Below are 24,588 nucleotides of genomic sequence, written 5' to 3'. Positions count from 1 at the left end.
GGCGAATCTCAGCGCAACCGCGGATTTAAACAGTGGGAACTGTGAAGCACGACGATTTTTTTGGCTTTGAATGGTTTTTAATGCATAAAAACCCGGAGGCGTCATGAGTCGAAGTCAAAACCTGCGTCAAAACGTGATCAACCAGATGTTGGAAAGCATTGCGCAGCACCACATTCGCTCACCATTGCCGCCGCAGGCTGCGCTGGCGGAAATGTTTAACATCAGTCGCACCACGGTGCGTCACACGTTGCATTATCTGCATCAGCGTGGCGTGCTGGAGAAAGTGGAAGAAACCTACGTTATCGTGCGCGATCCTACTCAAGAAGATGGCTTCAGCGCCCTGACGCCGCCAATTGAACAGCAGGCCAGTCAGTTTGAGCAGGCGTTTTTCAATATGATTAACCAGCGTCAGTTAACGCCTGGCGATGCGTTTAGCGAGTTGCAGTTGGCCCAGCAGGTGAAAGTCAGTCCGGTGGTGGTGCGCGAATTCCTGCTGCGCTTTATGCGTTACGACTTGTTGGAACCGGTTAAGCGTGGCCAATGGCGAATGAAGAAATTCACGCAGGATTATGCTGAGAAGCTGTTCGAACTGCGAGAAATGCTGGAAACCCATGCACTGAGCCGCTTCCTCAATTTACCTGCCGACGATGAACGCTGGATTCAGGCGCGCGATCTGCTGAACCGTCATCGATCAATGCGCGACACCATCGCCAGTAATTATCGTCATTTCGCTGCGCTGGATAAGCAGATGCATTCCCTAATTTTATCCGCTGCCAATAATCCTTTTTTAATCAATCGCTGGAAATTATTTCAGTTATTTTTCATTCGCATTATCAATGGGATGAGAGTGATTTAAAGCAGCGTAATATTGTGGCGCTGGAAGAGCATATGGCGATTCTCACCGCGCTGATTGGCCGACAAGATGTCGATGCGCTGTGCGCATTACACAATCATCTAACGACAGCCAAGACCTCAATGGTGCGATCCATTCGTCAGTACAATTAAGAACCGATTAAAAACCGATTAAAAACCACAAAGCATTAGCTCCCGCACGAATCAGAAACATCTTTGCAACATCGTTGACCCTTTGCTTCTAGTCTCAACTGCAACGTCATGGCGGCCCCTTTTACCGTCACGCGAACACTGACTTTCACCATAACGATAAGTACCCAGTTCCGGGAGGTTGCAATGGACAATACATCGGTTACCGGTCGCGATACCTCGCCCGGCAAGCCCTCGCCAGGTCAGGATTACATCCCGATGCGTAGCGATGTGGTGCGCTCACCGCGCATTCGCAAAATTCAAATTACGGCAATGCTGCTGTTGCTGTTCGCCGCCATCATTAACTATCTCGATCGCAGCTCGCTTTCTGTCGCCAACATGACCATCCGTGAGGAAATGGGCTTGAGCGCCACCGAAATTGGGCTGCTGCTGTCAGCGTTCTCGCTGGCTTACGGTTTGGCACAGCTGCCGTGTGGCGCGTTGCTGGATCGCAAAGGTCCCCGCATCATGTTGGGGTTAGGCATGTTCTTCTGGTCGCTGTTCCAGGCGGCATCAGGACTGGTAAACAACTTCACTCAATTTATTTTGGTGCGTATCGGCCTGGGAATCGGTGAAGCGCCGATGAACCCGTGCGGCGTCAAAGTGATCAACGATTGGTTCAATATCAAAGATCGCGGCATGCCGATGGGCATGTTCAACGCTGCCTCGATGATTGGCCTTTCCGTTGCGCCACCCATTCTGGCAGCAATGATGCTGGTGCTCGGCTGGCGCGGCATGTTTGTCACCATTGGGATTCTGGGCATTTTCCTCGCCATCGGCTGGTATATGATTTATCGCGATCGTGACAACAGCAAGCTGAGTGCAGAAGAGATTAATTATCTGCAAGCGGGCAGCGTGGCGTCGCGTAAAGAACCGATCAGTTTCAAATCCTGGCGTGGTTTGTTCAAGCAACGCACCATGTGGGGCATGATGATTGGCTTCAGCGGCATCAACTACACCGCATGGTTGTATATTGCCTGGCTGCCGGGTTACCTGCAATCCACTTACAACCTTGATCTGAAAAGCACTGGCCTGCTGGCAGCGATTCCGTTCTTGTTTGGTGCGGCAGGCATGTTGCTGAACGGCTATGTGGTTGATGCGCTGGTACGTCGCGGTTACGACGCCGTGAAAACCCGTAAAGTCTGCATTGTGAGCGGCATGGTGTTGTCTGCAGCGTTTACCGCGATTGTGACGCGGGCCACCGATACCACCAGCGCAGTGACGCTGATTGGCATGGCGCTGTTCTGCATCCACTTTGCGGGTACCTCATGCTGGGGCCTGATTCACGCTAACGTGACGGCGCGTATGACCGCATCTGTGGGCAGCATCCAGAACTTCGCCAGTTTTATCTTCGCCTCGTTCGCGCCGGTTATTACCGGTTGGGTACTCGACACCACCAAATCCTTCAGCCTGGCGCTGATGATTTGTGCCTGCGTCACCTTAGTTGGCGCGCTGGCTTATTTGGTGCTGGTACGTAAACCCATTACCGACAACGATTAATCCCCCGCGAAGGCGCTGATCAGTTCAGCGCCTTCAGCGTTACGCCATGCCGTACGCCGTAACGCTGAATCCCTGAAATCACCTTTTCAACACTCAGCGGCGGCGGCGGCGGAAGCAGCGCTGCGCGCTCACGCAAAGCAGAATCGAAGCGTGCCAGCGTGGCAAAATCACGTGGGAAACGCTCCGTATCTACCCCAACAAAAGCGCCTTCATCGCGGGCAAAATTTAATAACTCCTGCCAGCGCGAAATCTCGGCCAACCCAATACTCTCGGTGCCATGTGAAAACAGCATCATGTCGATGTTGCGGAATGGCGGCTGTTTCTCCAGGAATTTTTGCAGCGCGGCCGCTGAAGGCGAGGTACAGAACACCAACCAGAAGGGAATCGCGTGCTGGTGCATGCTGCACCACGGATCCATCAGTAAGAAGCTGTCCACCGTCAGGCGCGTCGGCAAAATTCCGGCGGCCAGATACCAGTCTCGATAGATTTCAGCCACGACAAAACTCAGCGCTTCCGGGTCTTCGTAACGAATTTCCATCAGCTTGAGACCTTGTGATGTCGCCAGATTTTTCAGCGGCGGAATCAGATAACCGTCCAGCCCCCATTCCGCTTCCGGCACATGGTCGGTGGTGCGAGGCGCATCCCATTTTTCGCGATCAATACCGTAACGCGCCAGATACTCAGCCACGCGCGGCCCGCCCTCCAGATACTCTTTTTCGGTTGCTCCCCCAATGCACCAAACTGGAAAAAGGAGCGATCGCTGGTGCGTGTCACCGGCCATTGACGCGTGCAATGATTGATAAACAGTGTTGAGCCGGCGGGCAAACTGCCCATTAAAAATTCGTTAAACGCCAACGGCAACGCGCGCAGCTTCAGTCGGTAATAGCTCATCTGATCGAGCATCAACCGATCCTGATTTGGATCCTGCATGTGGTGCACCGCCAGTTGCGGCCAGGCAGCAAGCAGAGCCGCAGCCACGTGTTTGCCCTGCTCAAAACCGGCCTGCGCATCATCGGGATCGTTGTTGTGTGCTCGCACCGGACAAAGAAAGGTTTGTGGCAACCACGGCACGCCCATTGCCGCCGCGAGATGAATCATTGCGCCATTTGATGAGCCGATAAACGCCGCCGGATAGGATTGCTGCGGATATTCGCTTACCATCCATTCGGCAATACCTTCAATATCCAGTTCGCCAGCCTGGGTCACGCTGATCCCTTCCGCCATGCCGCCAACGGCGTATCCCCATTCTCGCAGCCGCGTCGGCAGTTTATTCAATGACGGCAACAGGCGATCCAGCGTTGGCGACTGGCTGGGGCTGGCAAACGGGCGATCGTGTAGCGCATTGGCTAACGCCACTAACATGGCAGCAGAGGAATCGAAACGGGCGATGCCTTTTGGCGGTTTACTCATGATGATTCTCCTGCTGAATGCGCGCCAGGAACGGACGAATTGCGCGACAGAAACTCCACGGATAAACAAAATGTAGCGTATGGGTGCCGCCGCGCAGCGTAAGGGTTTCACCGTTGGCCAGCAGTGCACCCAGCTCTTCAACCCAGCGTGCGGGCGAGACCGTATCACGCGAGCCGCGCAGTAACAGCGTGGGTGCCGTAATGTAGGTGAGCCTTCGTTCGATATGGTCGCGCATCATGGCGCGCAGGGTGCCAAAGGCGCGCCACAGTCCCGCTTTGGCGTAGTCAACACGCGACAGCTGACTGGGAGAGCGATGTGATTCCAGTCGCCCGTTGTGCCAGTCGCGCCAAATTTGACGGGGCAGGCTTCGGGCGTGACGATCAACCGTTGGGCCTTGCAGCACCAAACCTGCCACGGCTTCAGGATGATTAACCGCTAACGCCGCCAAAATTTGGCAGCCAAACGAGTTACCGATCCAAATCGCGCGCTGGAAATTGTTGTGCTGTAGCCAGAGCCAAAGCGCTTCGGCTAACTCATCCACCGACAAGATGGGCGCTTTCGCCGGTAACGCGCTGGCGCCAAAGCCGGGCAAATCTGGCACTAAAACGTGGTAATCGCGGCTTAATGCTAAAGCCAGATCTTCCATCGACCTGCCCGACAACACCAGACCGTGAATCAGCACCACCGGCAAGCCGTGGGTTTCATTGGGTGTGACCCGCGTAAACATGCGCCAGTCACCAATTTGCTGATAATAACCGGCCAACCCGGCGTGATGGCTACGCGTTGAGACTGGCGGAGTTTGCTTCAGCTGTTGCCATTTTTTGATGCCCCACCACGCGGCGGCGGCCCTAAACCTACACCGGCGACCAGCGCCGCACGCTGCCGCCGTTTACTCTGGATAGTTCGCCCCATCTGCTGCTCCTGTTCAGACGTAGACTTTCAGTGTAGGACGGGATTCAGCGGCAGGCGGTTTATCAGATTAATGGGGCCATAAATTGTATTTCACACTGGCGGGCAATTTCCCACAGCTTGCTGCGGATCACCTGTTTCAGGTGCAGCGTAGATTGTGATTGTGGCTGGTCGCGACGGCTAATCAGCATCACTTCAAACGGCAGCGGTTGTGCGATGGGCAGCAGCTTGAGTTTGTCGGCGTAGCGGCAAGCCGTAAACAGATCAACCACACCTACACCGCCGCCCGCCAGCACCATATCGGCAATGACTGAATAGGTTTTGATCGACAACGATAGTGCCGAATGCAGCTGCTTATCACGCAGGGCGCGATGCAAAACGCGCCCAAGCGGATCCTGATTCTGCATCATCAACAGATTGTTAGCGCACAGCCATTCCAGCGTAACCGGAGCCTGCTGCGGCGAGTCGGCTGGCAACAAGGCTACCATGGATGATTGAAACAGCGGCTCGGCCAGTAAATCAGCATCGACCTGTTGACCAAACACCAGCGCGAAATCGAGTTGATTATCAAGCAGACTGCGACACAGCGTGCCGAAGTGTTCGGTCACTAGCTCAACGTTTACCGCCACCGCCTGTTGTTGATAGGCCACCAGCGCGGGTGCCAATACCATTTGACCAAATGCGTGCGCCGCGCCCACGCGCACCGTTTGCCCTTCGCCACGTCGCAGCTGCTCAGCGAGCAGATTGATCGCCTGCAAGCGATGATAAAGCTCATCAATTTCCGGTAACAGGCGACGCCCTTCAGCAGTGACCACCATGCCCTGCGCACGCCGCTCAAACAGCGTAAAACCGAGCTGCTGTTCGGCGTGATTAAGTACCCGACTCACATTGGGCTGTGACACATTCAGCAGGCGCGCTGCACCGCTGATGGTGCCGGTCTGCACAATCGCCTGAAAGACTTCAATATGCCGCAGCCGCATCGTTATTCGCCCCAGGTCGCTTCGAGCACGCGCAGCCAGTTGCCATGACAAATTTTATTCAGCAAGGCGTGGCTGTACCCGCGCTTCGCCAGCGCCTCGACCAGCAGCGGGAAGCCCGCCACATCTTTCAGCTCATCCGGCATGGTTGCGCCATCCAGATCTGAACCAAAACCCACGCCATCTTCACCGACTTTTTCCAGCAGATATTCAACGTGGCGCACGATCTCATCCACGCCGGTTGCCGCATGACGATCGCCATCGGCACGCAAAAATGGCACAGCAAAGTTAACGCCGACAAAGCCTTTGGTTTCGGCGATTGCCGCAAGTTGGCGATCGGTGAGATTACGCGACTGCGCACTTAACACATGCGCATTGGAATGACTGGCGACCAACGGTGCATCGCTGATTTCAGCGGTATGCCAGAACCCTTTCTCATCCATGTGCGACAGGTCAACAAGGATACGGCGACGATTACAGTCGCGCACCAGCTGTTTACCTGCGGGTGTTAAGCCCTCGCCAAGATCTGGCGACGAGGGATAACGGAACGGCACACCATAACCAAATTGGTTGGTGCGGCTCCAGAGTGGGCCAAGCGTGCGCAAACCGCTGGCGTAGAGCATATCCAGCAGATCACCGTTGGTATCCAGCGCTTCCGCACCTTCAACGTGCATCACCACCGCCAGAACCTGTTGCGCCATACATTCACGAATCTCTCGCACGCTATGGCAGATTTTGATCTTACCGGCTGAAGCCGCCTCAATTCGTAGCAGCAACGCCAGCATAGAAAAAGTGGCATCGCGTGCCGCTGAGACAATTTCCTGAGGAAAATCCAAAGCATCTGGCTCGCTTCTTGCAATAGACGGATGCGTTGGCACCCACGTGGCGAAAATGCCGCCCGCCATATTGCCTTGGCGGATGCGCGGAAAATCCATTTGGCCTGAATCGGTGCCCTGCAAAAAAGCGCGGACCGGATCCGGCTGATGGTGCTCCCACAGCTTGTTTAACACGTCGTTGTGCCCATCAAACACCGGGATGGCAAGCCGTGCAGCGGTAATTTTGTCAGACATATTTATCCATTCCGTTAACGAGAGAGCGCGCACAGCGCAGGCAAACTGACCGCGCGAACGCACCAAAAAGAGGCAAAGGGTTTTCGGCTATAGGCGTTATTAATCCGCTTGCCGCAGAAAGATGTCAAGACAAAAAAAGCACAAATATAAAATAATTCTATTAATAATCAGTTAGTTGGAGATAGCATGGTCACCAGAAGACGTTTTCTCGCAGGATGCAGCGCCGTTCCGTTCGTTTCCTATCTCAGCCTTAATTCCGCCTTTGCCGCTACGCCGCCCAGCATGCTGGTGATGGCGATGCAGCTCGATAATATAACCAGCCTCGATCCGCATGAAAGTTTCGAAGTGACCGGCGGTCAAATCTGCGGCAACCTCTATCAACGTCTGGTGATGGCTGACCCGGTTCAGGCCGATAAAGTGATAGGTCAACTGGCAAAAAGCTGGGACGTCAGCAGTGATAATAGCGTGTTCACTTTTCATCTCGACCCGGCGGCAAAGTTCGCTGACGGAACCGCTTTGACCGCTGAAGATGCGGCTTTCTCACTCCAACGCATCGTCAAGCTGGATAAAAGCCCGGCGTTTATCATCAACCAGTTCGGCTTTACTAAAGAGAACGTTGACCAGATGATCACGGCGACCGATGCGCAGACATTGCAGATGAAGCTTGGTGGCCCAGCATCGGAATCGTTCCTGTTGTATTGCCTGTCCGCAACGGTGGGCAGCATTGTGTCGAAGAAAGCCTGTTTAGCGAATCAGCAAGGCAACGATTTCGGTAACGCCTGGCTGAAACAGCACAGCGCGGGATCGGGCGCTTTTACGCTGCGCGGCTGGAAAGCCAGTGAAAGCGTGATTCTGGAACTGAACCCGGCTTACGCCAGCCAGAGCAAAATCAAACGTGTGATCCTCAAACACATCGCCGATCCCGCTGCGCAGGCGCTGATGCTGAAAAAAGGCGACGTGGATGCAGCGTATGATTTGACCACCGAACAGCTCAAGCCGCTGGTGAATGACACCAGCGTGTCGCTGGTGAAACAGCCGCTCTCCGCCATCATGCTGATGTCTTGCAATACCACCAACGAACTGCTGAAAAAGCCGCAGGTGTGGCAAGCGATCAAGTGGGCGCTGGATTACGACAGCATCCAGAAAAACATTCTGACGCTGACGTATAACGTGCATCAAAGCTTCTTGCCGAGCGGCTTCCCGGCGGCGCTGGATGACACACCGTTCCATAAAGACGTCAGTAAAGCCAAAGCGCTGTTGGCAGAAGCGGGTTATCCAGACGGTTTCGACATCACGCTCGACCACTATTCAATGCAGCCTTACCCAGATATCGCTCAGGCGGTTCAGACTCAGTTAGGCGCGATTGGTATCAAGGTGTCGCTGATCTCTTCAGAAAACCGTCAGGTGCTAACCAAAATGCGCGCCCGCCAACATCAGCTTGCGCTGACATCATGGGGCGCAGATTACTTTGATCCCAACTCCAACACCGAAGCGTTCTGCGTCAATACCGACAACAGCACCAATGCGCGCAACCGCACGCTGGCGTGGCGTTGCGGCTGGTCCGACGATGAATTCAACACGCTCACCGAGCAGGCACTGCATGAAAGTGACCCAGCGAAACGCATTGCGCTCTACCAAAAAATTCAGCAAATGGGCCGGGAAAAAAGCCCGTTCATTTATATGATGCAGCAGATTCAAACCGTGGCCTGCAATAAAAACATCTCTGATGTGCATCTCACGGTGCTGGAACAGTGGTCCTATGCGCAGGTGAAAAAAGCCTGATGGGGGCGTTGAAAAAACCTTCAGCACCTTGGGCAGTTTAGTGCTGACGCTGTTTGGCTTATCCGTGTTGACCTTTTTCATTGGCCGCGTCATGCCCACCGATCCGGTGCTGGCGGCGGTGGGTGATAACGCGCCGCAATCGGTGGTTGAGCGCGTGCGGATGGAAATGGGGCTGGATCAGCCCCTCTACATCCAGTTTGGTCACTACCTGAATCAACTGCTGCACGGAGATTTAGGCAAATCCATTCTCACCTCTAACGCTGTTACCAGCGATATTGCGCGCTTCTTTCCGGCGACGATGGAGCTGGCAACGGCGGCGATCGTGATTGCCGCGCTGGTTGGCATTCCCCTTGGGGTCTGGGCCGCAGTACGCCAGCGTTCGTGGATAGATCAAACCATTCGCGTGATATGCCTTGCTGGCCATTCGCTGCCGGTGTTTGTGCTGGCGCTGCTCAGCCTGCTGGTGTTCTACGCGGTGTTGGGTATCGCGCCTGGCCCGGGACGCCAGGACATTATTTGGCAGGACATGGTGCCGCAGGTCACGGGATTTTTAACCATCGATTCCCTGCTGGCGGGCGAATATGACGCCTTTTGGGATGCGCTGGCGCACATGGCGCAGCCGGTGTTGATCCTGGCATATTTCAGCATGGCGTATATCACCCGCATGACGCGTACCTTCATGCTCAACGCATTAGGCGGCGAATTTGTGATCACTGCCCGCGCCAAAGGATTGTCGTCCCGTCGGGTGATTTGGCGACACGCCTTTCCCACCGTGGCGGTGCAGTTGGTCACGGTGCTGGCGCTTACCTACGCCGGATTACTGGAAGGCGCGGTGGTGACGGAAAACGTCTTCGCCTGGCCTGGTCTCGGCCAATATCTCACTACCTCGCTGATGAACGCTGATATGAATCCAGTGGTCGGTGCCACGCTGCTGGTCGGCGCGGTTTACGTGTTGCTAAATCAGCTAGCTGACCTTCTCTATCGACTTTGGGATCCCCGCGTAAAATGACTTTTTCTCACGAGCCTGGCTGCTCGACGACACGCCCAGCAACCGCCGACAAGCAGTTTGGGGCCGCCGCTACCGCTTGTGGCTCAACCTGCGCAGCAATCCGCTGGCCGTGGCAGGATTGATTGTCATTATGCTTATGCTGCTGCTGGCGCTGTTTGCGCCTCTGCTGAGTGGTTTCGCTCCCAGCGCACAGCATCTGGAGAATCGCCTGGCCGCGCCCTCTTTTACACACTGGCTCGGTACCGATGAACTCGGGCGCGATGTCTGGACGCGCATTATTTATGGCGGCAGAACCACGTTGGGCATGGTGATCGCGGTGGTGCTGCTTACCGCTCCGCTCGGCCTGCTGATTGGATGCATTGCGGGTTATTGCGGCGGCTTTATTGATAAAGCGTTGATGCGCATCACCGACATTTTTCTCGCCTTTCCGCGTTTGATTCTGGCGCTGGCGTTTGTTGCTGCGTTGAAACCGGGCATTGAAAGTGCGGTGCTGGCGATTGCCTTAACTTCGTGGCCGCCTTACGCACGTCTGGCGCGTGCCGAAACGCTGCAATATCGCCACAGCGATTTTATCGCCGCCAACCGCCTGACGGGTGCAACACCGCTGCGCATTATCCTGCGTCACATCATGCCGCTGTGCGTGCCCAGCCTGATTGTGCGCATCACGTTAGACATGAGCTCCATCATCATCACGGCTGCCAGCCTGGGCTTTCTCGGCATGGGCGCGCAACCGCCATCACCCGAATGGGGCACGATGATCGCGACTGCACGCCGCTTCCTGTTCAGCGAATGGTGGGTACCGCTGATGCCGTGTATCGCCATCTTCCTGACATCGCTGGCGTTTAACTTTTTAGGCGACGGTTTACGCGACGTCCTCGATCCCAAGGAGCGCTAAATGCTGGTGGAAATTGAAAACCTGCGCATCGCCTTTCGCAGTCGCAGCGAAACCGTTGAGGCGGTGCGCGGCGTCAGCCTCAGCGTCGGCAAAGAGAAGTTTGCCATCGTCGGTGAAAGCGGTTCCGGCAAGTCGCTTACCGCACGCAGCCTGATGCAGCTGTTGCCCGGCAATGCAGACGTTAGCGCGGATGTGTTGCGCTTTGACGGCATCGATCTGCGCCAGGCGAGTGAGAAAGTGCTGCGCCAGATTCGCGGCAAGCGTGTCGGTTTTATCCTGCAAGATCCGAAATATTCGCTTAATCCCGTGATGACCATCGGTCAGCAGGTGGCAGAAGCCTGGCGTGAGCACAAAGGCGGCAGCAAAAAAGCCGCCATGCAGGCAGCCATTGGTTTGCTGGAGCAGGTCAAAATTCGTGACGCTGAAGCAGTCGCACAGCGGTATGCGCATGAAGTTTCTGGCGGCATGGGCCAGCGCGTCATGATTGCCATGATGCTGGCACCCGATCCTGAATTGCTGATTGCCGATGAACCCACCAGCGCGCTGGATGCCACGGTGCAGGCGGAGATCCTCAAGCTGATTGACGATCTGGTTTCTGCGCGCGGCATGGGATTGATCCTGATCAGCCACGATCTGCCTTTGGTGTCGCACTTCTGCGATCGCGTGTCAGTGATGTACGCCGGCAAGATTGTTGAACAGCTAAAGGCGGGCGAACTGCATCAGGCGCAGCATCCTTATACGCAAGGTTTGCTGGCCTGCCTGCCGTCGCTGCGCCATCCGCGCGCGCGTTTACCGGTATTGCAGCGCGATGCCGCGTGGCGCGATTAAGGGAATTAAGATGATTGAGATTGATGATCTGCGCATCGCTTTTGGTGCGCACGAGGTGGTGAAAGGCGTGAGTTTTCGTGTGGCCAATGGCGAAAGTTTTGGGCTGGTGGGCGAAAGCGGTTCCGGCAAATCCACCCTTTTGCGGGCGTTAGCCGGGCTGAATCACGATTGGCACGGTACGATGCGGTTTGGTGAAATGGCATTGAGCGCAAAACGCGGACGCCATTTCTACCAGCAGGTGCAGATGGTGTTTCAGGATCCCTATGGTTCGCTGCATCCGCGCCAAACCATCGACCGTATCCTGCACGAGCCGCTGCTGGTGCATCGGCTGGATCGCGCTGAACAGCGCATCAGCCAGGCGCTGAGTGAAGTTGGTTTAGCGGCGGCGGTGCGTTTTCGTTTTCCGCATCAGCTTTCTGGCGGTCAGCGCCAGCGCGTGGCGATTGCCCGTGCGCTGATTGCTGAACCTGAAGTCCTGCTGCTGGATGAGCCGACGTCAGCGCTCGATGTTTCGGTGCAGGCGGAAATCCTGAATTTGCTCAGTGATCTACGCAGCGAACGCAAACTCACCTACATTATGGTGACGCACAATCTGGCAGTGGTGGCGCATCTCTGTCAGCGCATTGGCGTGATGCAAAACGGTGAGATGGTGGAGCAGCTGAGCGCGGACGATTTGCGCGCCAGGCGCATTCAGCATCCGCATACTGCGCAGCTTTTTGATCTCAGCATGACGCTTGAGGAACCTGCATGACAGTTAACTGGCAACACGCGGCAGACGTCGCGGAACAGATCACCCAAAGCTGGCAACAGCCGGGCGCACCGGGCGGCGCAATCGTGCTGTTCGACGCCCATCAGATCCACTCAGCGCACAGCGCGGGCCTGGCCGATTTAGCCCAGCAAACGCCGTTCAGCCCCGACAGCGTGGTGCGCTTTGCTTCAATTACCAAACACATTTTCGCAGCACTGGTTACTGGGCCGGGCCGTCACTATTTATCGCTCGACGATAAGCTGGTGCAGCATTTACCCCAGCTGCGCGGCGCGAACGGTCAGATTACTGTGGGCCAGGCACTCGATATGAGCAGCGGTTTACCCGACGTGCGTGAAACGTTATCGCTGCTGGGTTTGTCGGTTTACAACGCGACTTCAGCCGCAGATCTGCTGCACTTTGTAGCGGAAGAAGGCGAGTTAAATTATTCGCCGGGCAGCGAAATTTCTTATACCAATACCGGTTATCGCCTGGTTGAAGAGGCGTTGAAAGCCAAAGGGTGCGCTTTCGCGACCTGCTTCAGCAGTATCTCTGCGAACCACTGGAGATTGATCTCACCGCCGCCGAAACCTGGTTTGATATCGTACCGGGTTTGGTGCCAGGTTACTGGCATGATGGTGAGCGCTGGTTGCTTTCCAGCGCTGGCCTGCATCTTTCGGCATCAGGTTGTATCACCGGTAGCCTGCGTCATTTGACGCGCTGGTTGCAAACCTTGCTGGCAGACAGCGGACCAGGCGCGGGCGTGTTGCAGCGACTCAGTGCGCCACGCACCTTGGCAGATGGCCGCACCAGCGGCTACGGCTTGGGGTTAACCAGCAGCATGATCGGCAGCCAGACGCTGTTTGGTCACGGCGGTTCGCACGCGGGTTATAAAAGTTATTTTCTGCTGCACCCGGAATTGAAAATTGGCGTGGCGTTGGTTGCCAATCGTGAGGACATTACAACCTCTGAAAGCGCGATGCGGGTGATGGCGGCGCTGATTAATCGTTCCCTGCCAGAAAAAGGTCATGACTTAACGCCCGGGCTGTATGTGGCAGAAAATCCGGCTGAAGCCGATTGGCTGGAAATCGCTGGCGTGACCGCGACCTGGCTGGGCGCAGGCGAAACGCTGTGGCGCGGCGATGCGCATGGCGATGCCGTGTCGCTTTCCAGCACTTTCCCGCTGCGTTTACGTCATGAAGGGCAGGCAATTGTCGGTGAAATTGGTCACGCGGCACGCCACTTTGTACCGGTAGAACCGGATGAAGCATCAATTACGGCACTACAAGGCCGCTGGTTTGCGCCAGAACAGCGCGCGGAACTGACTGTGGAAGGCGAGGTGTTGATGATGGGAATCGGGCCCGCCGCAATCCCCGCCACGCTGCAATCGCTGGGGCAGGATCGGGTTCTCGCCACCGGTAAGGATGGTCCGTGGCAGAAGCGCTTTGTGATACAGCGTCAGGGCGAGCGTATTCGACTCCAACTCAGCCGCAGCCGCGTGGTCTATTTTCAGCGCTCACCAACCTGAGCCGCAGCAGCGTCCTCTTTTTAGCCTCAGCGCTCACCAAGGCGAGCTTTAGACTCAGCGCGCTCACCGAGGCGAGCCAAAATAATTCGTGCTGCAGGAAGGCGGCAAACGTGTTAATCCCCGGGAGCTTACATAAGTAAGTGACCGGGGTTAACCCGTGCAGCCAACGCACCTACAGCGCGAAGTATGAAGGCGCTACGTGAGAGCAAGTAAGTGACCGGGGTTAACCCATGCAGCCAACGCACCTACAGCGCGAAGTATGAAGGCGCTAAACGCTATCGCTACGCGATTGCATTAACTAAACGACCAATTTTTTCAATATGTACTTCGATGACATCTCCGCTAAACATAAACAGCGGCGGCGTGCGTTTCTTACCGACACCGCCCGGTGAACCGGTGATGATCACATCGCCAGGTGATAGCGGGCTGAATGCCGAGATATATTCAATAATCTTCGCCACCGGATGCACCATGCTGCTGGTGTTGTCGTTCTGCACTTCCCGATCATTCAGGAAGGTTTTGATTGCCAACTGCTGCGGATCGGGGATTTCATCGGCGGTGGTCATCCACGGCCCGAATCCTCCGGTTTGCGGCCAGTTTTTCCCAGCGGTGAACCAGGTAAACTGCATATCGCGTACTGTCGCATCCATAAAGCAGCTGTAACCGGCGACCACATCTAACGCCTCTGCGGCTTTTACCTGATGCGCAGCTTTACCGATAATCACCGCCAGCTCACCTTCATAATCAAACTCTTGTGTAGTAGCTGGCTTCTGCAAGGATGAATCGTGGCCGGTCAGCGAATCGGCGAAACGAACAAATAAAGTCGGCGCGTCGAGGGTTTCGGCGAACTCTTTACGCTTATCGGCGTAGTTCATGCCTACGCAGAAGACTTTACCCGGGTTTTCAATCACCGGCAGGAAGCGCAGTGCAGAGAACGGATGATCAGCGGGCATGGCACGAAACGCATCGAGATCGGCCAGCGATGAGCGGGTCAGAAAGCTTTTAAGATCGGGACATTCTGCGCCAAAACGCAGGCCGAGATCGATAACGCCATTTTCCAGCACAATACCAAAACTTTTTCTTTCCAGGTCAGGAAGGTAAAAACTGCAAAGCTGCATTACTGCCTCATTTGTTATATACCCATCACTCTTCAATTCGAATGATTTTGGGTATCGCGTGTTGTGAACGCTGTTTTAAAAACGTGTGCTTAATCAATGCCGTGCAGGGTAACAAAAGCGACGCTAAAAATCGTACAGAGTTCTGCTCATCGGATGACCTAATTTTGCGTCGTCGCCAGATAAGAGAATGCGCTTAACAGGCTGATAATTGTCGCCATGCGGTCAGCCTGATAACCCACCGTCACCGCATCAATCCGCTCCACATCCGGTATCAGGCTGAACAAATCGGCTAATACCGGTTTGCTGGCCTGCAAACGCAGCTGATAAGGTGCGGTGAGCAACGTCGTCGATTTCAGGTCCGCCCGTTTAACGGCATGTTCTGCGGCTTCACGAATTGCGGTTCGGGCCATTTCAGGGCTGAGCGATTCAGCGCTGGTTTGTGAAATGGCACGCTTCACCTGGACATACTCCACTGACGGATAATATTCGCCAATCCACTTTTTCAGGCAATCGTCGCCGCTTACCAGCCACAGTGGCGTGCCCTGCTCCGCGCCCGCTGCGGCATAGATGTCGCTTTCACCCATCACCTGGCCGTTGATCTGAATACGCCAAAATGCGCGCCCGTTAATGGTATGCGCCAGCACGCCAAACTCACCCGCCGCGCTGTGATAGCCGATAAACATCATGCCGTCGAAAGCTTGCTGCTCCAGCCCTTCCACCATTGATAAGCCGCGCGGTTTACCCTGCACCAGCCGGGCGCGCGGATCGATATTTTCAGCACGCAGATTGGTCATTTGCGCGTGGCTGTCGGCCACCACCACTTCCGTTGCACCACCAGCAAACGCGCCATCAATGGCGGCATTCACCTCTTGTTCCATCAGGCCACGTGCCAACTGATATTCTGCATGACCTGGAGAGCACTGCTCCGGGCGCATGACGCCAGCGATGCCTTCAATATCGGCAGAGATAAAGATTTTCATTGGTCAGATTCTCCTTGTGCAGCCAGTCGATCCAGCACCTCACGCAAAGCCGGACGATGATGATCGCGAAAACCGGTTACTGCCTCGGCGCTGAGTAACGCATCCAGCACCGCGTGCTCGGTGGCATCTGCGGCGGCGGCCAACAGCGGCTCCAGCGCAGCGTCATCGGGTGGTTGCGGCGTTGCTTGAGTGGAAAACGCGACGGCGATGTCACCGGAACCGTGGCCCCAATAACTGCCAAGTCGGCCCAAACCCGCACCGGCGCGTTTCGCGACGCGCTTAAGCTGACGAGCATCGAGCGGCGCATCGGTTGCCATGATGATGATGATCGAACCGGCATCGCGCTGCGGCGTCAGTTCCGGCAGCAGCGGCGCAATCATCTCGCCCAAGCGAACGCCATCCAGCGTTAACGCGGTTAATGCGCCGAAGTTTGCCAGCACCAAAACACCGAGCGTGGCGTTCAACGTGGGAATGAGCCGCGAGGCGCTGCCGATCCCCCTTTCAGGCTGAAACAGCTCATGCCACGCCCAGCACCCACGCTGCCACACGCAAAATCTGCATCGGCATTGCTAAGCGCAGAGCGCGCCATCTCTTCCGTGATCGCCAGCGCCTGAATATCATTTAGCCAGCCATCATTGCACTCCAGCGCCAGCGGGTTCACGGTGGGTAAACTGCGGCCTAATTCCGGATTAGCAAGAATCGCCTCACGCACCAGCGTGGTATACAGCGTACCCATCGCCAGCGTGTTGCTTAGCAAAATCGGGGTTTGCAGCACGCCCAACTCACTGAGCTGCACTAAGCCAACCGGCTTGGCGAAACCGTTAAATACCGCCGCCGCACAGGGCAGCGGCTGGGTAAAAAGATTATCGCCGGGCGGCACAATTGCCGTGACACCGGTCTGCACTTCGCCTGCTGCTATTGTGTGATGCCCGACGCGTACGCCCGGAACATCGGTGATACGATCAGTTGCACCACATTCGCTGCGCGGTTGACCGAGTTGACGTTCGCTGCGCCAGCGCTGCAACAGCAGGTCACGCTGCATCTGTTGAAAATCCATGATTAGCTCTTCAGTTTTGGATCCAGGGTGTCACGCAGGGCATCGCCCAGCAGGTTAAACGCCAGCACGGTGATAAATATCGCCAGCCCCGGAAAGACGCTGACATGCCACAAGCCCGCCATCATCATGCTGCGGCTCATGGCCAGAATATTGCCCCATTCAGGCACGTCTGGCTCCGGGCCAAGGCCAATGAAACTCAGGCCCGCTGCGGTGAGAATACTGGTACCAATACGCATGGTGAAGTAGACGATTACGCTGGAAAGCGTGCCGGGCAAAATGTGGCGTAGCAGGATAATCCGATCTGGCGCACCGGCGCAGCGCACGGCTTCTACATAGGCCGCCTGTTTCAGCGTCAACGTGGAGGCACGCACGATGCGGGCGAAGACCGGCACACTGAACACCGCTACGGCAATGATCACGTTATTCAAGCCGGGACCAAGAATCGCTACCACCGCAATCGCCAATAGCATGCCGGGAAAAGCGAACAATACGTCAGAAGCGCGCATGATCAGCATATCGACCCAACGTCCGTAATAACCCGCCAGCAGGCCAAGGAAAATCCCCACCAGCATGCCGAGCGTGACAGACACCACGCCGACGTACAGCGAAATGCGCGCACCATAAATAATACGACTTAATACGTCGCGGCCCAGATCATCGGTGCCCATCCAGTGTGTGACAGACGGCGGCGAAGAGAGCGCCATCCAGTCCGGCTCCATGGGATTCCACGGGGCTAGCCAGGGGGCAAAGATCGCCACCAATACCAGCAGCAGCACAAAGCTGCCCGACACCAGCGCCAGCGGATTACGCACTAAAGCGTGCAAAAAATCGCGCCACGGCGAGCGGATAGTGTCAGGCACAACAGCAGAAAGCGTTTCGCTCATCTCTGACTCCTATTTCAAACGGATGGCGGGATTAACCACCGCGTAGAGCAGATCGACCAGCAGGTTGATCGCAATAAATTCAAACACAAACAGCATCACCAGCGCCTGGATCACCGGCTGATCTTGCGATTTGATCGACTCGATCAACAGCCAGCCTAAACCCGGCCAGTTGAAGACACTTTCCACCACAATTGATCCACCCAGCAGAAAACCAAACTGCAGACCCAGCATGGTGATCACCGGGATCAGTGCGTTACGCATCACATGTTTCCAGGTGACCAGCCGCTGGCGCAACCCTTTGGCGCGCGCGGTGCGCACGTAATCTTCCTGCGCCACTTCGAGAAAGGCTGAGCGGGTAAAGCGTGCCATGACCGCCGCTACTGAGGAACCCAACGTGATAGCGGGCAGGATAATATCGGCGGGCTTATTGAAGCCGCTAACGGAGAACAGGCCAAACGGCATGGCAACAAACTGTATCAGCAGCAGGCCAAGCCAAAAGGTAGGCATTGAGATGCCGCCAACCGCCACGCTCATTAAAGTCCAGTCTTGCCATTTTCCGCGACGCAGCGCGGCGATCACCCCCAAAATGAGGCCCAGCACGACTGACCAGGCAAAACCGGCCAGCGCCAACCACATAGTTGGCATAAATCCTTGTTTGATCACCTCTAATACCGGTTGCTGGGTTCGATAGGTGACGCCCAGGTCGCCACGAAAAATGCCGCCAAGCCAATGAATATATTGCTGTGGTAGCGGATCGTTAAGACCAAGGTGCTGACGTGCTGCTTCGACCGCCTCGATGGGCGCATCGGGTCCCGCATAGATACGTGCCGGATCGCCGGGCAACAGCTTGATGAAGCCGAAGACCAGCAGTGAGACCACCAACAGCACCGGGATCATCTCCAGCAGTCGACGAATGATGTATGCGAACATGAGGTTCCTTTTTATTGACTCGGTGCTTATTGTCCAGGGACAGGGCGCGGACCCAAGATTGTGCTCGCTGTCTGCAAGATTGTGCTCGCTGTCCCCCATCCCGGCCTTCCCCGCAAGCGGGGAAGGAGACGCTGCCACATGCAACTTCATTACTCGCATATTGCAGCCTCTTCCTCCCCCACATGTGGGGAGGACCGAGGTGGGGGACAAACGACCCCGGACTAAAGAGCAACGAGATGGGAGGCAAACAACGCCCTACCTCAACAAAGCCTTACTTAAACGCCGCTTGGGTAAACAGCAAATTGCCGTCTGGCAGCATCGAGACGCCGCTCAGCGCTTTGGTCTTGCCAACTAAATTGTCCGGCGTACCTAAGAATGCAATCGGTGCATCTTTCCACAGCAGCGTCTGCGCTTCTGCGTAAGAGGCAGCGCGCTTGGTTGGATCGGCTGTCGCTAAACCGCCTGCAATGGCTTTATCCACCGCGGGATTGCTGTAGTAAGAAACGTTATAGGAAGTCGGTACCCAAGATTCAGTGGCGAACAGCGGACGCAACGCCCAGTCTGCATCACCGGTTGAGGTAGACCAGCCGCCGTAATAGAGATCATATTCAGCCTGCTTAGGATCTTTCACACCCCAAAGTTTGGCGTTGCGGGTGCCGGAATCCATTGGCGTTACCGTTACGCGGATGCCCACGGTTGCCAGTTGGGCCTTCAGGAACTGCGCAGCACGCACGCTGGCTGTGGCATTGGTGCTCCACAATTTTAAGTCCAGCCCGTTCGGGTAGCCCGCCGCTTTCAGCAGCGCCTTGGCTTCGTCAGGCGCATAGCGGTAATTTGGCTCGCCTTGTTTCTGATAAAACTGAACGCCCGCTGGAATCGCCGAGGTCGCTGGCGTTCCCATGCCGGCAAAACCAACTTTCAGCCAGAGATCGCGGTTAATGGCGTAGTTGATCGCCTGACGCACGCGCACATCAGCCAGCGCTTTATGCTGCGTGTTGATCGCCATGTAATAGAGATAAATGCTCGGATCGCGCTGAATCGCCAACTTACTGTCGCTTTGCACGGTGCCAATTAAATCGGACGGCAGCGGGTAAATCGCATCTACCTGGCCTGACTTCAATGCTGCTACGCGTGTAGCATCTTCTGGGCTAGGCGAGAAAATCACGTTGTCGACTTTCGGCCAGCCTTTATTCCAGTAACCCGTATATTTCGCCATGGTGACTGCTTTGCCCGGCTGCCATGCAACGAATTTGAACGGGCCGGTGCCCACAGGATGCAAACGCAGTTGCGACTCTTCTGGGTATTGCTTGAGAATCGCCGGGCTCCACATCACGGCTGATGGATGCGCCAACGTGTTGATGAAGGCACCAAAGGATTCATTCAGATCGATCTGCACCTTATTCGGTGCCAGCACCGTGACGGTGTTAATCATGCGATACAGGCTGTTGCGCTTCAGCCCTTTGCTCTGATCGGCAAGACGATCAAGGTTAGCTTTCACCGCCTCAGCATCAAACGGCGTGCCGTCCTGGAAAGTCACGCCATCGCGCAGCGTAATCGTAAATTGAGTCGCGTCTTCATTGCTGGTGTAAGCGGTGGCGAGCCACGGTGTCAGCGTCATTTTGGCGTCGAACTGGAACAAGCGTTCAAAGATGCCGCTCTGCACCGAATAGCTGATGTTATCGGAGGTATCGTGCGGGTCTAGCCCGGTAATGTCGGCATACATGGAGATGCGCAGATCCTGCGCCTGGGCAACATTCGTCAGACACAATGACAGCCCAAGGGCGAGAGACGTACGACGTAATAACGGCTTCATGGTGGCTCCTGGTATTGATGAATTAACGCGGAAAAGCGCCTTCGGCTACCCAATGATGGGGAGCCACCTGGCGATAACGATTTTTCTCTACCGTCTCGCCAACCTTGCGCAGCGGCGAGGAATTTCGCTGTCATCGAAATGACGCTCAGGACGGTTCAATGGATCGGCAACCGGCACCGAAGCCAGCAGACGTTGGGTATAAGGATGTTGCGGATGGTTGAAAACTGACTGGCGCGGGCCGATCTCGACAATTTGGCCGAGATACATCACCGCCACACGATTGGCAATACGCTCAACCACCGCCATATCATGAGAGATGAAAATCCATGCCACGCCGGTTTGCTGCTGCAAATCCATCATCAAATTGACAACCTGCGCCTGAATCGAGACGTCGAGCGCCGAAACGGCTTCATCAGCAATAATGACTTTGGGTTTGAGCGCCATCGCGCGGGCGATAGCAATACGCTGACGCTGACCGCCAGAAAACTCATGCGGATAGCGCTGCGCATGTTCCGGCAGTAGACCGACACTTTTCAACAGCGCCTCAACCTGCGGCGTGGCCTCTTCCAGCGACTTCACCACGCCATGTAATAGCAGCGGTTCCGCAATGGTAAAACCCACGGTTAACCGAGGATTGAGCGAGGCATAAGGGTCCTGAAAAACCATTTGAATTTCACGGCGCAGCGGTTGGAATTGCGCCTCTTCCAGGTTGGTAATTTCATTGCCCTGAAAGTGAATGCTCTCGGCATCGCTGTGTAATAAACGCATCAGCGCCCGTCCGGTGGTGGACTTTCCACAACCGCTTTCGCCGACAATCGCCAGGGTTTCGCCTGGCCAGAGCGTGAAATCGATCTGCTCTACCGCATGAACCTGATGGGTTAGCGCTGAAAAAATACCGCTGCGTATCGGGAAGTACACTTTCAAACCGCGTACATCGAGCAACGGTTTTTCCTCGTAACGGGCGGTGTGTTGGCTGGATGCGGCGGTGGTTTCTGCGCCAAGTAATGGAAAGCGCTGCGGCCATGGCAGCTCACGCATGTCGCCGAGTTTGGGTACTGCCGCCAGCAATGCCTTGGTGTAGTCATGCTGCGGTGCAGTGAAAACCTCTGCGACCGTGCCCTGCTCAACAACGTTGCCGCGATACATCACCACAACGCGATCGGCAACTTCTGCCACTACGCCCATGTCATGGGTGATGAACAACACCGCCATCTGCTTTTGCTGTTGTAAATCACGCAGGATATGCAGAATGCGCGCCTGCACCGTAACGTCAAGCGCGGTGGTCGGTTCGTCGGCAATTAGCAGTTGCGGATCGCACGCCAGCGCCTGCGCAATCATGACGCGCTGGCGCATACCGCCAGACAGCGAATGGGGATAGCTTTTCATTACGCGATCAACATCGGCGATGCGCACCTGACGTAACAGCTCACGCGCCCGTGCATGGGCCTGCGCTTTATCGCACAGCTGATGGTCGCGCAACGCTTCAGTGAGTTGATCGCCCACCCGCAATACCGGATTGAGTGACGTCATCGGCTCCTGAAAAATCATCGCCATTTCACGACCACGCAGCGTTCGCCGCTGTTCATCGCTCAATTTGCTCAGATCATGCTCTTTTCCGGCACGATCGCGGAAAAAATCGAACCCCGTTCGGTGCGCGCCGAGGCGGCCAGCAATCCCATTATCGCTAGCGAGGTCACGGATTTACCGGAACCACTTTCGCCGACTACAGCAACAATTTCGCCAGGATGAATAGCAAAAGAGATGCCCTTGAGCGCCTGATGAACGCCGCTGCGGCCACGAAAGCTGACGCAAAGATCCTGAATGGCGAGTACCGGCGCGGAACGCGTATCGGCAACGCTGGCGGGGGCAGTTAAAAGGAGGTGTCCGTCATCGTTGCTCCAGAGTGTTACAGCCAGATGCGGCCTTGCGAATAGGTGAGAAACGGCGAACTGTCTGCCGCTAACCAAATGGGACCGTCGAGATCGACATGCTCTGCATCAATCGCCACCGGCAGCGCGGCTTCCATTGCCAGCGACGAACCCAGCATGCAGCCCACCATCACCCGCATTTCCTGCCTTTTCGCCTCGACAACCATCGCCAGCGCTTCGGTCAAACCACCGCACTTATCGAGCTTGATGTTGATCATTTCATAGCGATTGCGCAGACCTTCAATGTCGGCAACGGTGTGACAGCTTTCGTCAGCGCAGAGAGGAATGGAATGGGTGAAACGTTGTAAATCACCATCCTGACCAGCAGGTAACGGCTGCTCAATCATGGCGATGTTGTAGGGCAGCAAGGCGTTGAACAGGCTTTGCAGATCAAGGCCCGCCCAGGCTTCATTGGCATCAATGATCAGCGTCGCATGGGGCGCAACGGCACGGATTGCCGCCACTTTTTCCAGAATCTCATCACGGTTGAGTTTGATTTTCAGCAGCACGGCACCGCGCGATACCGCATCTGCGGCAGCTTCTGCCATGTTTTCGCGTGTATCCAGACTCAACGTTTCAGCGGTCACAACGGAGATCGGCACCTTGCGGGCCGCCTGCTGCCACAGCGTTTGTTTCGCCAGTGCGGCGTCCAGCCGCCACAAAGCGCAGTCCAGCGCGTTACGGGCTGAACCGGCAGCGAGACGGGTTTGCAACGCGTCACGGCTGAGGCCAGCTTCAATATCGGCCTGTAACGCTTCAAGCTGGGCATGCACGCTTTCAGCGGTTTCGCTATAACGCGGCGTTGGCGTACATTCACCGCGCCCGATAAAACCGTTCTGTTCTAACGTGACGCGAATGACCGTTACCGCAGTACGGGTGCCGCGTGAGATGGCAAACGGACGCGCTAAAGGCAGCTCCAGCAGCTGAATCTGCATGCGACGCATCTTAGCCCTGCTCCTTCAGCAACGCTGCGATCGCGTCGATACCAAAGCGCACCGGATCGGTCGCAGGAACACCAAACTCAGCACTGACCTGTGCGCAATAGTCGCGGGCTTCTTGTTCAGGGAAATTAGAGGTGTTGATAGCAAAACCGGCGAGTTGGACGTTGTCACTGGTCACTGCGGCAGCGCGCAGGTTAGCGTCAACGCAATCGGCCAGGCTAACCATCGGTTGATGCGGCAAGTGACGCATATGCGGACGGCCCATTTCATGACACATCACCAGCCAATGTGGCTGTGCGCCATGAATCAGCCCCATGCTGACGCCTGCATAAGAAGGATGGAACAGTGAACCCTGACCTTCGACAATATCCCAGTGATCGTCATCGTTAGCTGGCGAAAGCGCCTCTGCTGCACCTGCGATGAAATCGGCAATCACTGCATCAATCGCAATGCCTTCGCCTGCAACCAGAATGCCGGTTTGCCCGGTAGCGCGGAAATCCGCTTTCATTCCGATCTCGCGCATTGCCGCTTCCAGCGCCAGCGAAGTGTACATTTTGCCGACCGAACAATCCGTACCGACCGTTAAGATGCGTTTACCGCTGCGTTTTTTACCGCTGCCAACATCCAATTTTGGCCGCATATGGCGAATATCGAACAGTTCCACGCCATGCTCTTGTGCTAACGCCACCAGTTCCGGTTCATCAGCCAGGCGATGATGCAAGCCGCTGGCAACGTTCATTCCTGCGGTGATCGCCTCGGTTACGGTTGCTAGCCAATGCGTGGGCAAATATCCGCCTGCGTTAGCGGTACCGAGTACCAGTGTTTTCGCGCCGCGCGCTTTCGCTGTCGCGATGTCGAGTTCTTCCAGGCCAAGGCTGACCGTGCAACCCGGCAAACGGATTTCACCAACGCATTGTTCAGGACGCCATACATGAATGCCGCGCGCTGTTTTGGCTGCCAGCGGATCGGTGACATCACCAAGGAAAAGCAAATAAGGTTGAGGGATCAGCATGATGTTTCTCTTTATTCCGTCAGAGTTTAGGGGCCTGAACGGAATATTTCATGCAGATGACAGCGTGACGAATGCTTGTTTGATGCTGGGGTATAACCTACAGCTATGTGTAGATCGCCTGCTTATGGTTGTAAGTCTGAGGGCGCTTAAAAAGGCGAAAAAGAGGGCGTTACAGCGAAAAGCGAGAGGAAAAAGTGATAATCACCGGTCGATCCCTGACCGCGATTATCG

The 24,588-nt window shown here is 55.8% G+C and carries 15 protein-coding genes and 6 pseudogenes; 8 read left to right on the top strand and 13 right to left on the bottom strand.

Annotation, left to right across the window (positions count from 1 at the left end):
• Positions 1 to 103 precede the first annotated feature (103 nt).
• Both KQP84_RS03905 and KQP84_RS03900 read left to right on the top strand, forming a co-directional pair.
• Positions 104 to 1,005: pseudogene (locus KQP84_RS03905) on the top strand (GntR family transcriptional regulator).
• A 183-nt stretch (positions 1,006 to 1,188) separates the two neighbouring features.
• A complete protein-coding gene (locus KQP84_RS03900) occupies positions 1,189 to 2,541 on the top strand; it encodes an MFS transporter (protein WP_215845298.1) in 1,353 nt (450 codons plus the stop codon).
• Between the two features lie 19 nt (positions 2,542 to 2,560).
• Here KQP84_RS03900 and KQP84_RS25940 read toward each other — a convergent pair.
• The 4 genes and pseudogenes from KQP84_RS25940 to KQP84_RS03880 form a co-directional block, all read right to left on the bottom strand.
• A pseudogene (locus KQP84_RS25940) lies at positions 2,561 to 3,951 on the bottom strand (hypothetical protein).
• Positions 3,944 to 4,863: pseudogene (locus KQP84_RS03890) on the bottom strand (alpha/beta fold hydrolase). The pseudogenes KQP84_RS25940 and KQP84_RS03890 overlap by 8 nt, the downstream one beginning before the upstream one ends.
• Before the next feature lie 62 nt (positions 4,864 to 4,925).
• Positions 4,926 to 5,840: a LysR family transcriptional regulator gene (locus KQP84_RS03885; RefSeq protein ID WP_215845297.1), complete on the bottom strand. Its 915-nt coding sequence runs from the start codon at positions 5,838 to 5,840 to the stop codon at positions 4,926 to 4,928.
• A 2-nt stretch (positions 5,841 to 5,842) separates the two neighbouring features.
• Positions 5,843 to 6,907 carry a dipeptidase gene (locus KQP84_RS03880; protein WP_215845296.1) on the bottom strand — a complete coding sequence of 355 codons (1,065 nt, stop codon included), beginning with the start codon at positions 6,905 to 6,907 and terminating at the stop codon, positions 5,843 to 5,845.
• Between the two features lie 186 nt (positions 6,908 to 7,093).
• Between KQP84_RS03880 and KQP84_RS03875 the strand changes: the two genes are divergently transcribed.
• The 6 genes and pseudogenes from KQP84_RS03875 to KQP84_RS03850 all read left to right on the top strand — a co-directional run bounded on the left by KQP84_RS03875 (position 7,094) and on the right by KQP84_RS03850 (position 13,694).
• Positions 7,094 to 8,689, top strand: a complete 1,596-nt coding sequence (locus KQP84_RS03875) for an ABC transporter substrate-binding protein (protein ID WP_215845295.1) — start codon at positions 7,094 to 7,096, stop codon at positions 8,687 to 8,689.
• A 40-nt stretch (positions 8,690 to 8,729) separates the two neighbouring features.
• On the top strand, positions 8,730 to 9,698 hold the full coding sequence (locus KQP84_RS03870; protein ID WP_370661494.1) for an ABC transporter permease: 969 nt from the start codon (positions 8,730 to 8,732) through the stop codon (positions 9,696 to 9,698).
• 19 nt (positions 9,699 to 9,717) lie between these two features.
• On the top strand, positions 9,718 to 10,593 hold the full coding sequence (locus tag KQP84_RS03865) for an ABC transporter permease (protein WP_215848201.1): 876 nt from the start codon (positions 9,718 to 9,720) through the stop codon (positions 10,591 to 10,593).
• Positions 10,594 to 11,421, top strand: a complete 828-nt coding sequence (locus KQP84_RS03860; RefSeq protein WP_215845293.1) for an ABC transporter ATP-binding protein — start codon at positions 10,594 to 10,596, stop codon at positions 11,419 to 11,421. It abuts the gene before it with no gap.
• Between the two features lie 10 nt (positions 11,422 to 11,431).
• On the top strand, positions 11,432 to 12,172 hold the full coding sequence (locus KQP84_RS03855; RefSeq protein ID WP_215845292.1) for an ABC transporter ATP-binding protein: 741 nt from the start codon (positions 11,432 to 11,434) through the stop codon (positions 12,170 to 12,172).
• A pseudogene (locus KQP84_RS03850) lies at positions 12,169 to 13,694 on the top strand (serine hydrolase domain-containing protein). Before KQP84_RS03855 ends, KQP84_RS03850 begins: the two are co-directional and overlap by 4 nt.
• Positions 13,695 to 13,975: 281 nt before the next feature.
• Here the strand turns inward: KQP84_RS03850 and KQP84_RS03845 are convergent.
• The 9 genes and pseudogenes from KQP84_RS03845 to dgcN all read right to left on the bottom strand — a co-directional run bounded on the left by KQP84_RS03845 (position 13,976) and on the right by dgcN (position 24,357).
• Positions 13,976 to 14,812, bottom strand: a complete 837-nt coding sequence (locus KQP84_RS03845; protein ID WP_215845291.1) for a fumarylacetoacetate hydrolase family protein — start codon at positions 14,810 to 14,812, stop codon at positions 13,976 to 13,978.
• 158 nt (positions 14,813 to 14,970) lie between these two features.
• Positions 14,971 to 15,792 (bottom strand): M55 family metallopeptidase, encoded by an 822-nt coding sequence (locus KQP84_RS03840; RefSeq protein ID WP_215845290.1) that lies wholly within the window; start codon positions 15,790 to 15,792, stop codon positions 14,971 to 14,973.
• A pseudogene (locus KQP84_RS03835) lies at positions 15,789 to 16,849 on the bottom strand (P1 family peptidase). The gene KQP84_RS03840 and the pseudogene KQP84_RS03835 overlap by 4 nt, the downstream one beginning before the upstream one ends.
• Before the next feature lie 2 nt (positions 16,850 to 16,851).
• Complete coding sequence (locus KQP84_RS03830; RefSeq protein WP_215845289.1) at positions 16,852 to 17,733, bottom strand: ABC transporter permease subunit; 882 nt, start codon at positions 17,731 to 17,733, stop codon at positions 16,852 to 16,854.
• Positions 17,734 to 17,742: 9 nt separating this feature from the next.
• The gene (locus KQP84_RS03825; protein WP_215845288.1) at positions 17,743 to 18,663 is read right to left on the bottom strand and encodes an ABC transporter permease; all 921 of its coding nucleotides are present in this window, start codon (positions 18,661 to 18,663) and stop codon (positions 17,743 to 17,745) included.
• 271 nt (positions 18,664 to 18,934) lie between these two features.
• Positions 18,935 to 20,476, bottom strand: coding sequence for a glutathione ABC transporter substrate-binding protein (locus KQP84_RS03820; RefSeq protein ID WP_215845287.1), 1,542 nt, complete (start codon positions 20,474 to 20,476; stop codon positions 18,935 to 18,937).
• Between the two features lie 22 nt (positions 20,477 to 20,498).
• A pseudogene (locus tag KQP84_RS03815) lies at positions 20,499 to 22,367 on the bottom strand (ABC transporter ATP-binding protein).
• Positions 22,368 to 22,382: 15 nt separating this feature from the next.
• On the bottom strand, positions 22,383 to 23,348 hold the full coding sequence (gene dgcA, locus KQP84_RS03810; RefSeq protein WP_215845286.1) for an N-acetyl-D-Glu racemase DgcA: 966 nt from the start codon (positions 23,346 to 23,348) through the stop codon (positions 22,383 to 22,385).
• A 1-nt stretch (position 23,349) separates the two neighbouring features.
• Positions 23,350 to 24,357, bottom strand: coding sequence for an N-acetyltransferase DgcN (gene dgcN, locus KQP84_RS03805; protein WP_215845285.1), 1,008 nt, complete (start codon positions 24,355 to 24,357; stop codon positions 23,350 to 23,352).
• Between the last annotated feature and the right edge of the window lie 231 nt (positions 24,358 to 24,588).

Origin of the sequence: Candidatus Pantoea bituminis, assembly GCF_018842675.1 — a bacterium.
Lineage (GTDB): Bacteria > Pseudomonadota > Gammaproteobacteria > Enterobacterales > Enterobacteriaceae > Pantoea > Pantoea phytostimulans.
The sequence above is the reverse complement of the archived record's forward strand: the minus strand, read 5'-3'. Positions and strand labels throughout refer to the sequence as shown.

Coding starts and splice junctions, on each gene's coding strand:
- KQP84_RS03900 (WP_215845298.1), top strand. CDS start 1,189: ATGGACAATACATCGGTTACCGGTCGCGATACCTCGCCCGGCAAGCCC.
- KQP84_RS03885 (WP_215845297.1), bottom strand. CDS start 5,840: ATGCGGCTGCGGCATATTGAAGTCTTTCAGGCGATTGTGCAGACCGGC.
- KQP84_RS03880 (WP_215845296.1), bottom strand. CDS start 6,907: ATGTCTGACAAAATTACCGCTGCACGGCTTGCCATCCCGGTGTTTGAT.
- KQP84_RS03875 (WP_215845295.1), top strand. CDS start 7,094: ATGGTCACCAGAAGACGTTTTCTCGCAGGATGCAGCGCCGTTCCGTTC.
- KQP84_RS03860 (WP_215845293.1), top strand. CDS start 10,594: ATGCTGGTGGAAATTGAAAACCTGCGCATCGCCTTTCGCAGTCGCAGC.
- KQP84_RS03855 (WP_215845292.1), top strand. CDS start 11,432: ATGATTGAGATTGATGATCTGCGCATCGCTTTTGGTGCGCACGAGGTG.
- KQP84_RS03845 (WP_215845291.1), bottom strand. CDS start 14,812: ATGCAGCTTTGCAGTTTTTACCTTCCTGACCTGGAAAGAAAAAGTTTT.
- KQP84_RS03840 (WP_215845290.1), bottom strand. CDS start 15,792: ATGAAAATCTTTATCTCTGCCGATATTGAAGGCATCGCTGGCGTCATG.
- KQP84_RS03830 (WP_215845289.1), bottom strand. CDS start 17,733: ATGAGCGAAACGCTTTCTGCTGTTGTGCCTGACACTATCCGCTCGCCG.
- KQP84_RS03825 (WP_215845288.1), bottom strand. CDS start 18,663: ATGTTCGCATACATCATTCGTCGACTGCTGGAGATGATCCCGGTGCTG.
- KQP84_RS03820 (WP_215845287.1), bottom strand. CDS start 20,476: ATGAAGCCGTTATTACGTCGTACGTCTCTCGCCCTTGGGCTGTCATTG.
- dgcA (WP_215845286.1), bottom strand. CDS start 23,348: ATGCGTCGCATGCAGATTCAGCTGCTGGAGCTGCCTTTAGCGCGTCCG.
- dgcN (WP_215845285.1), bottom strand. CDS start 24,357: ATGCTGATCCCTCAACCTTATTTGCTTTTCCTTGGTGATGTCACCGAT.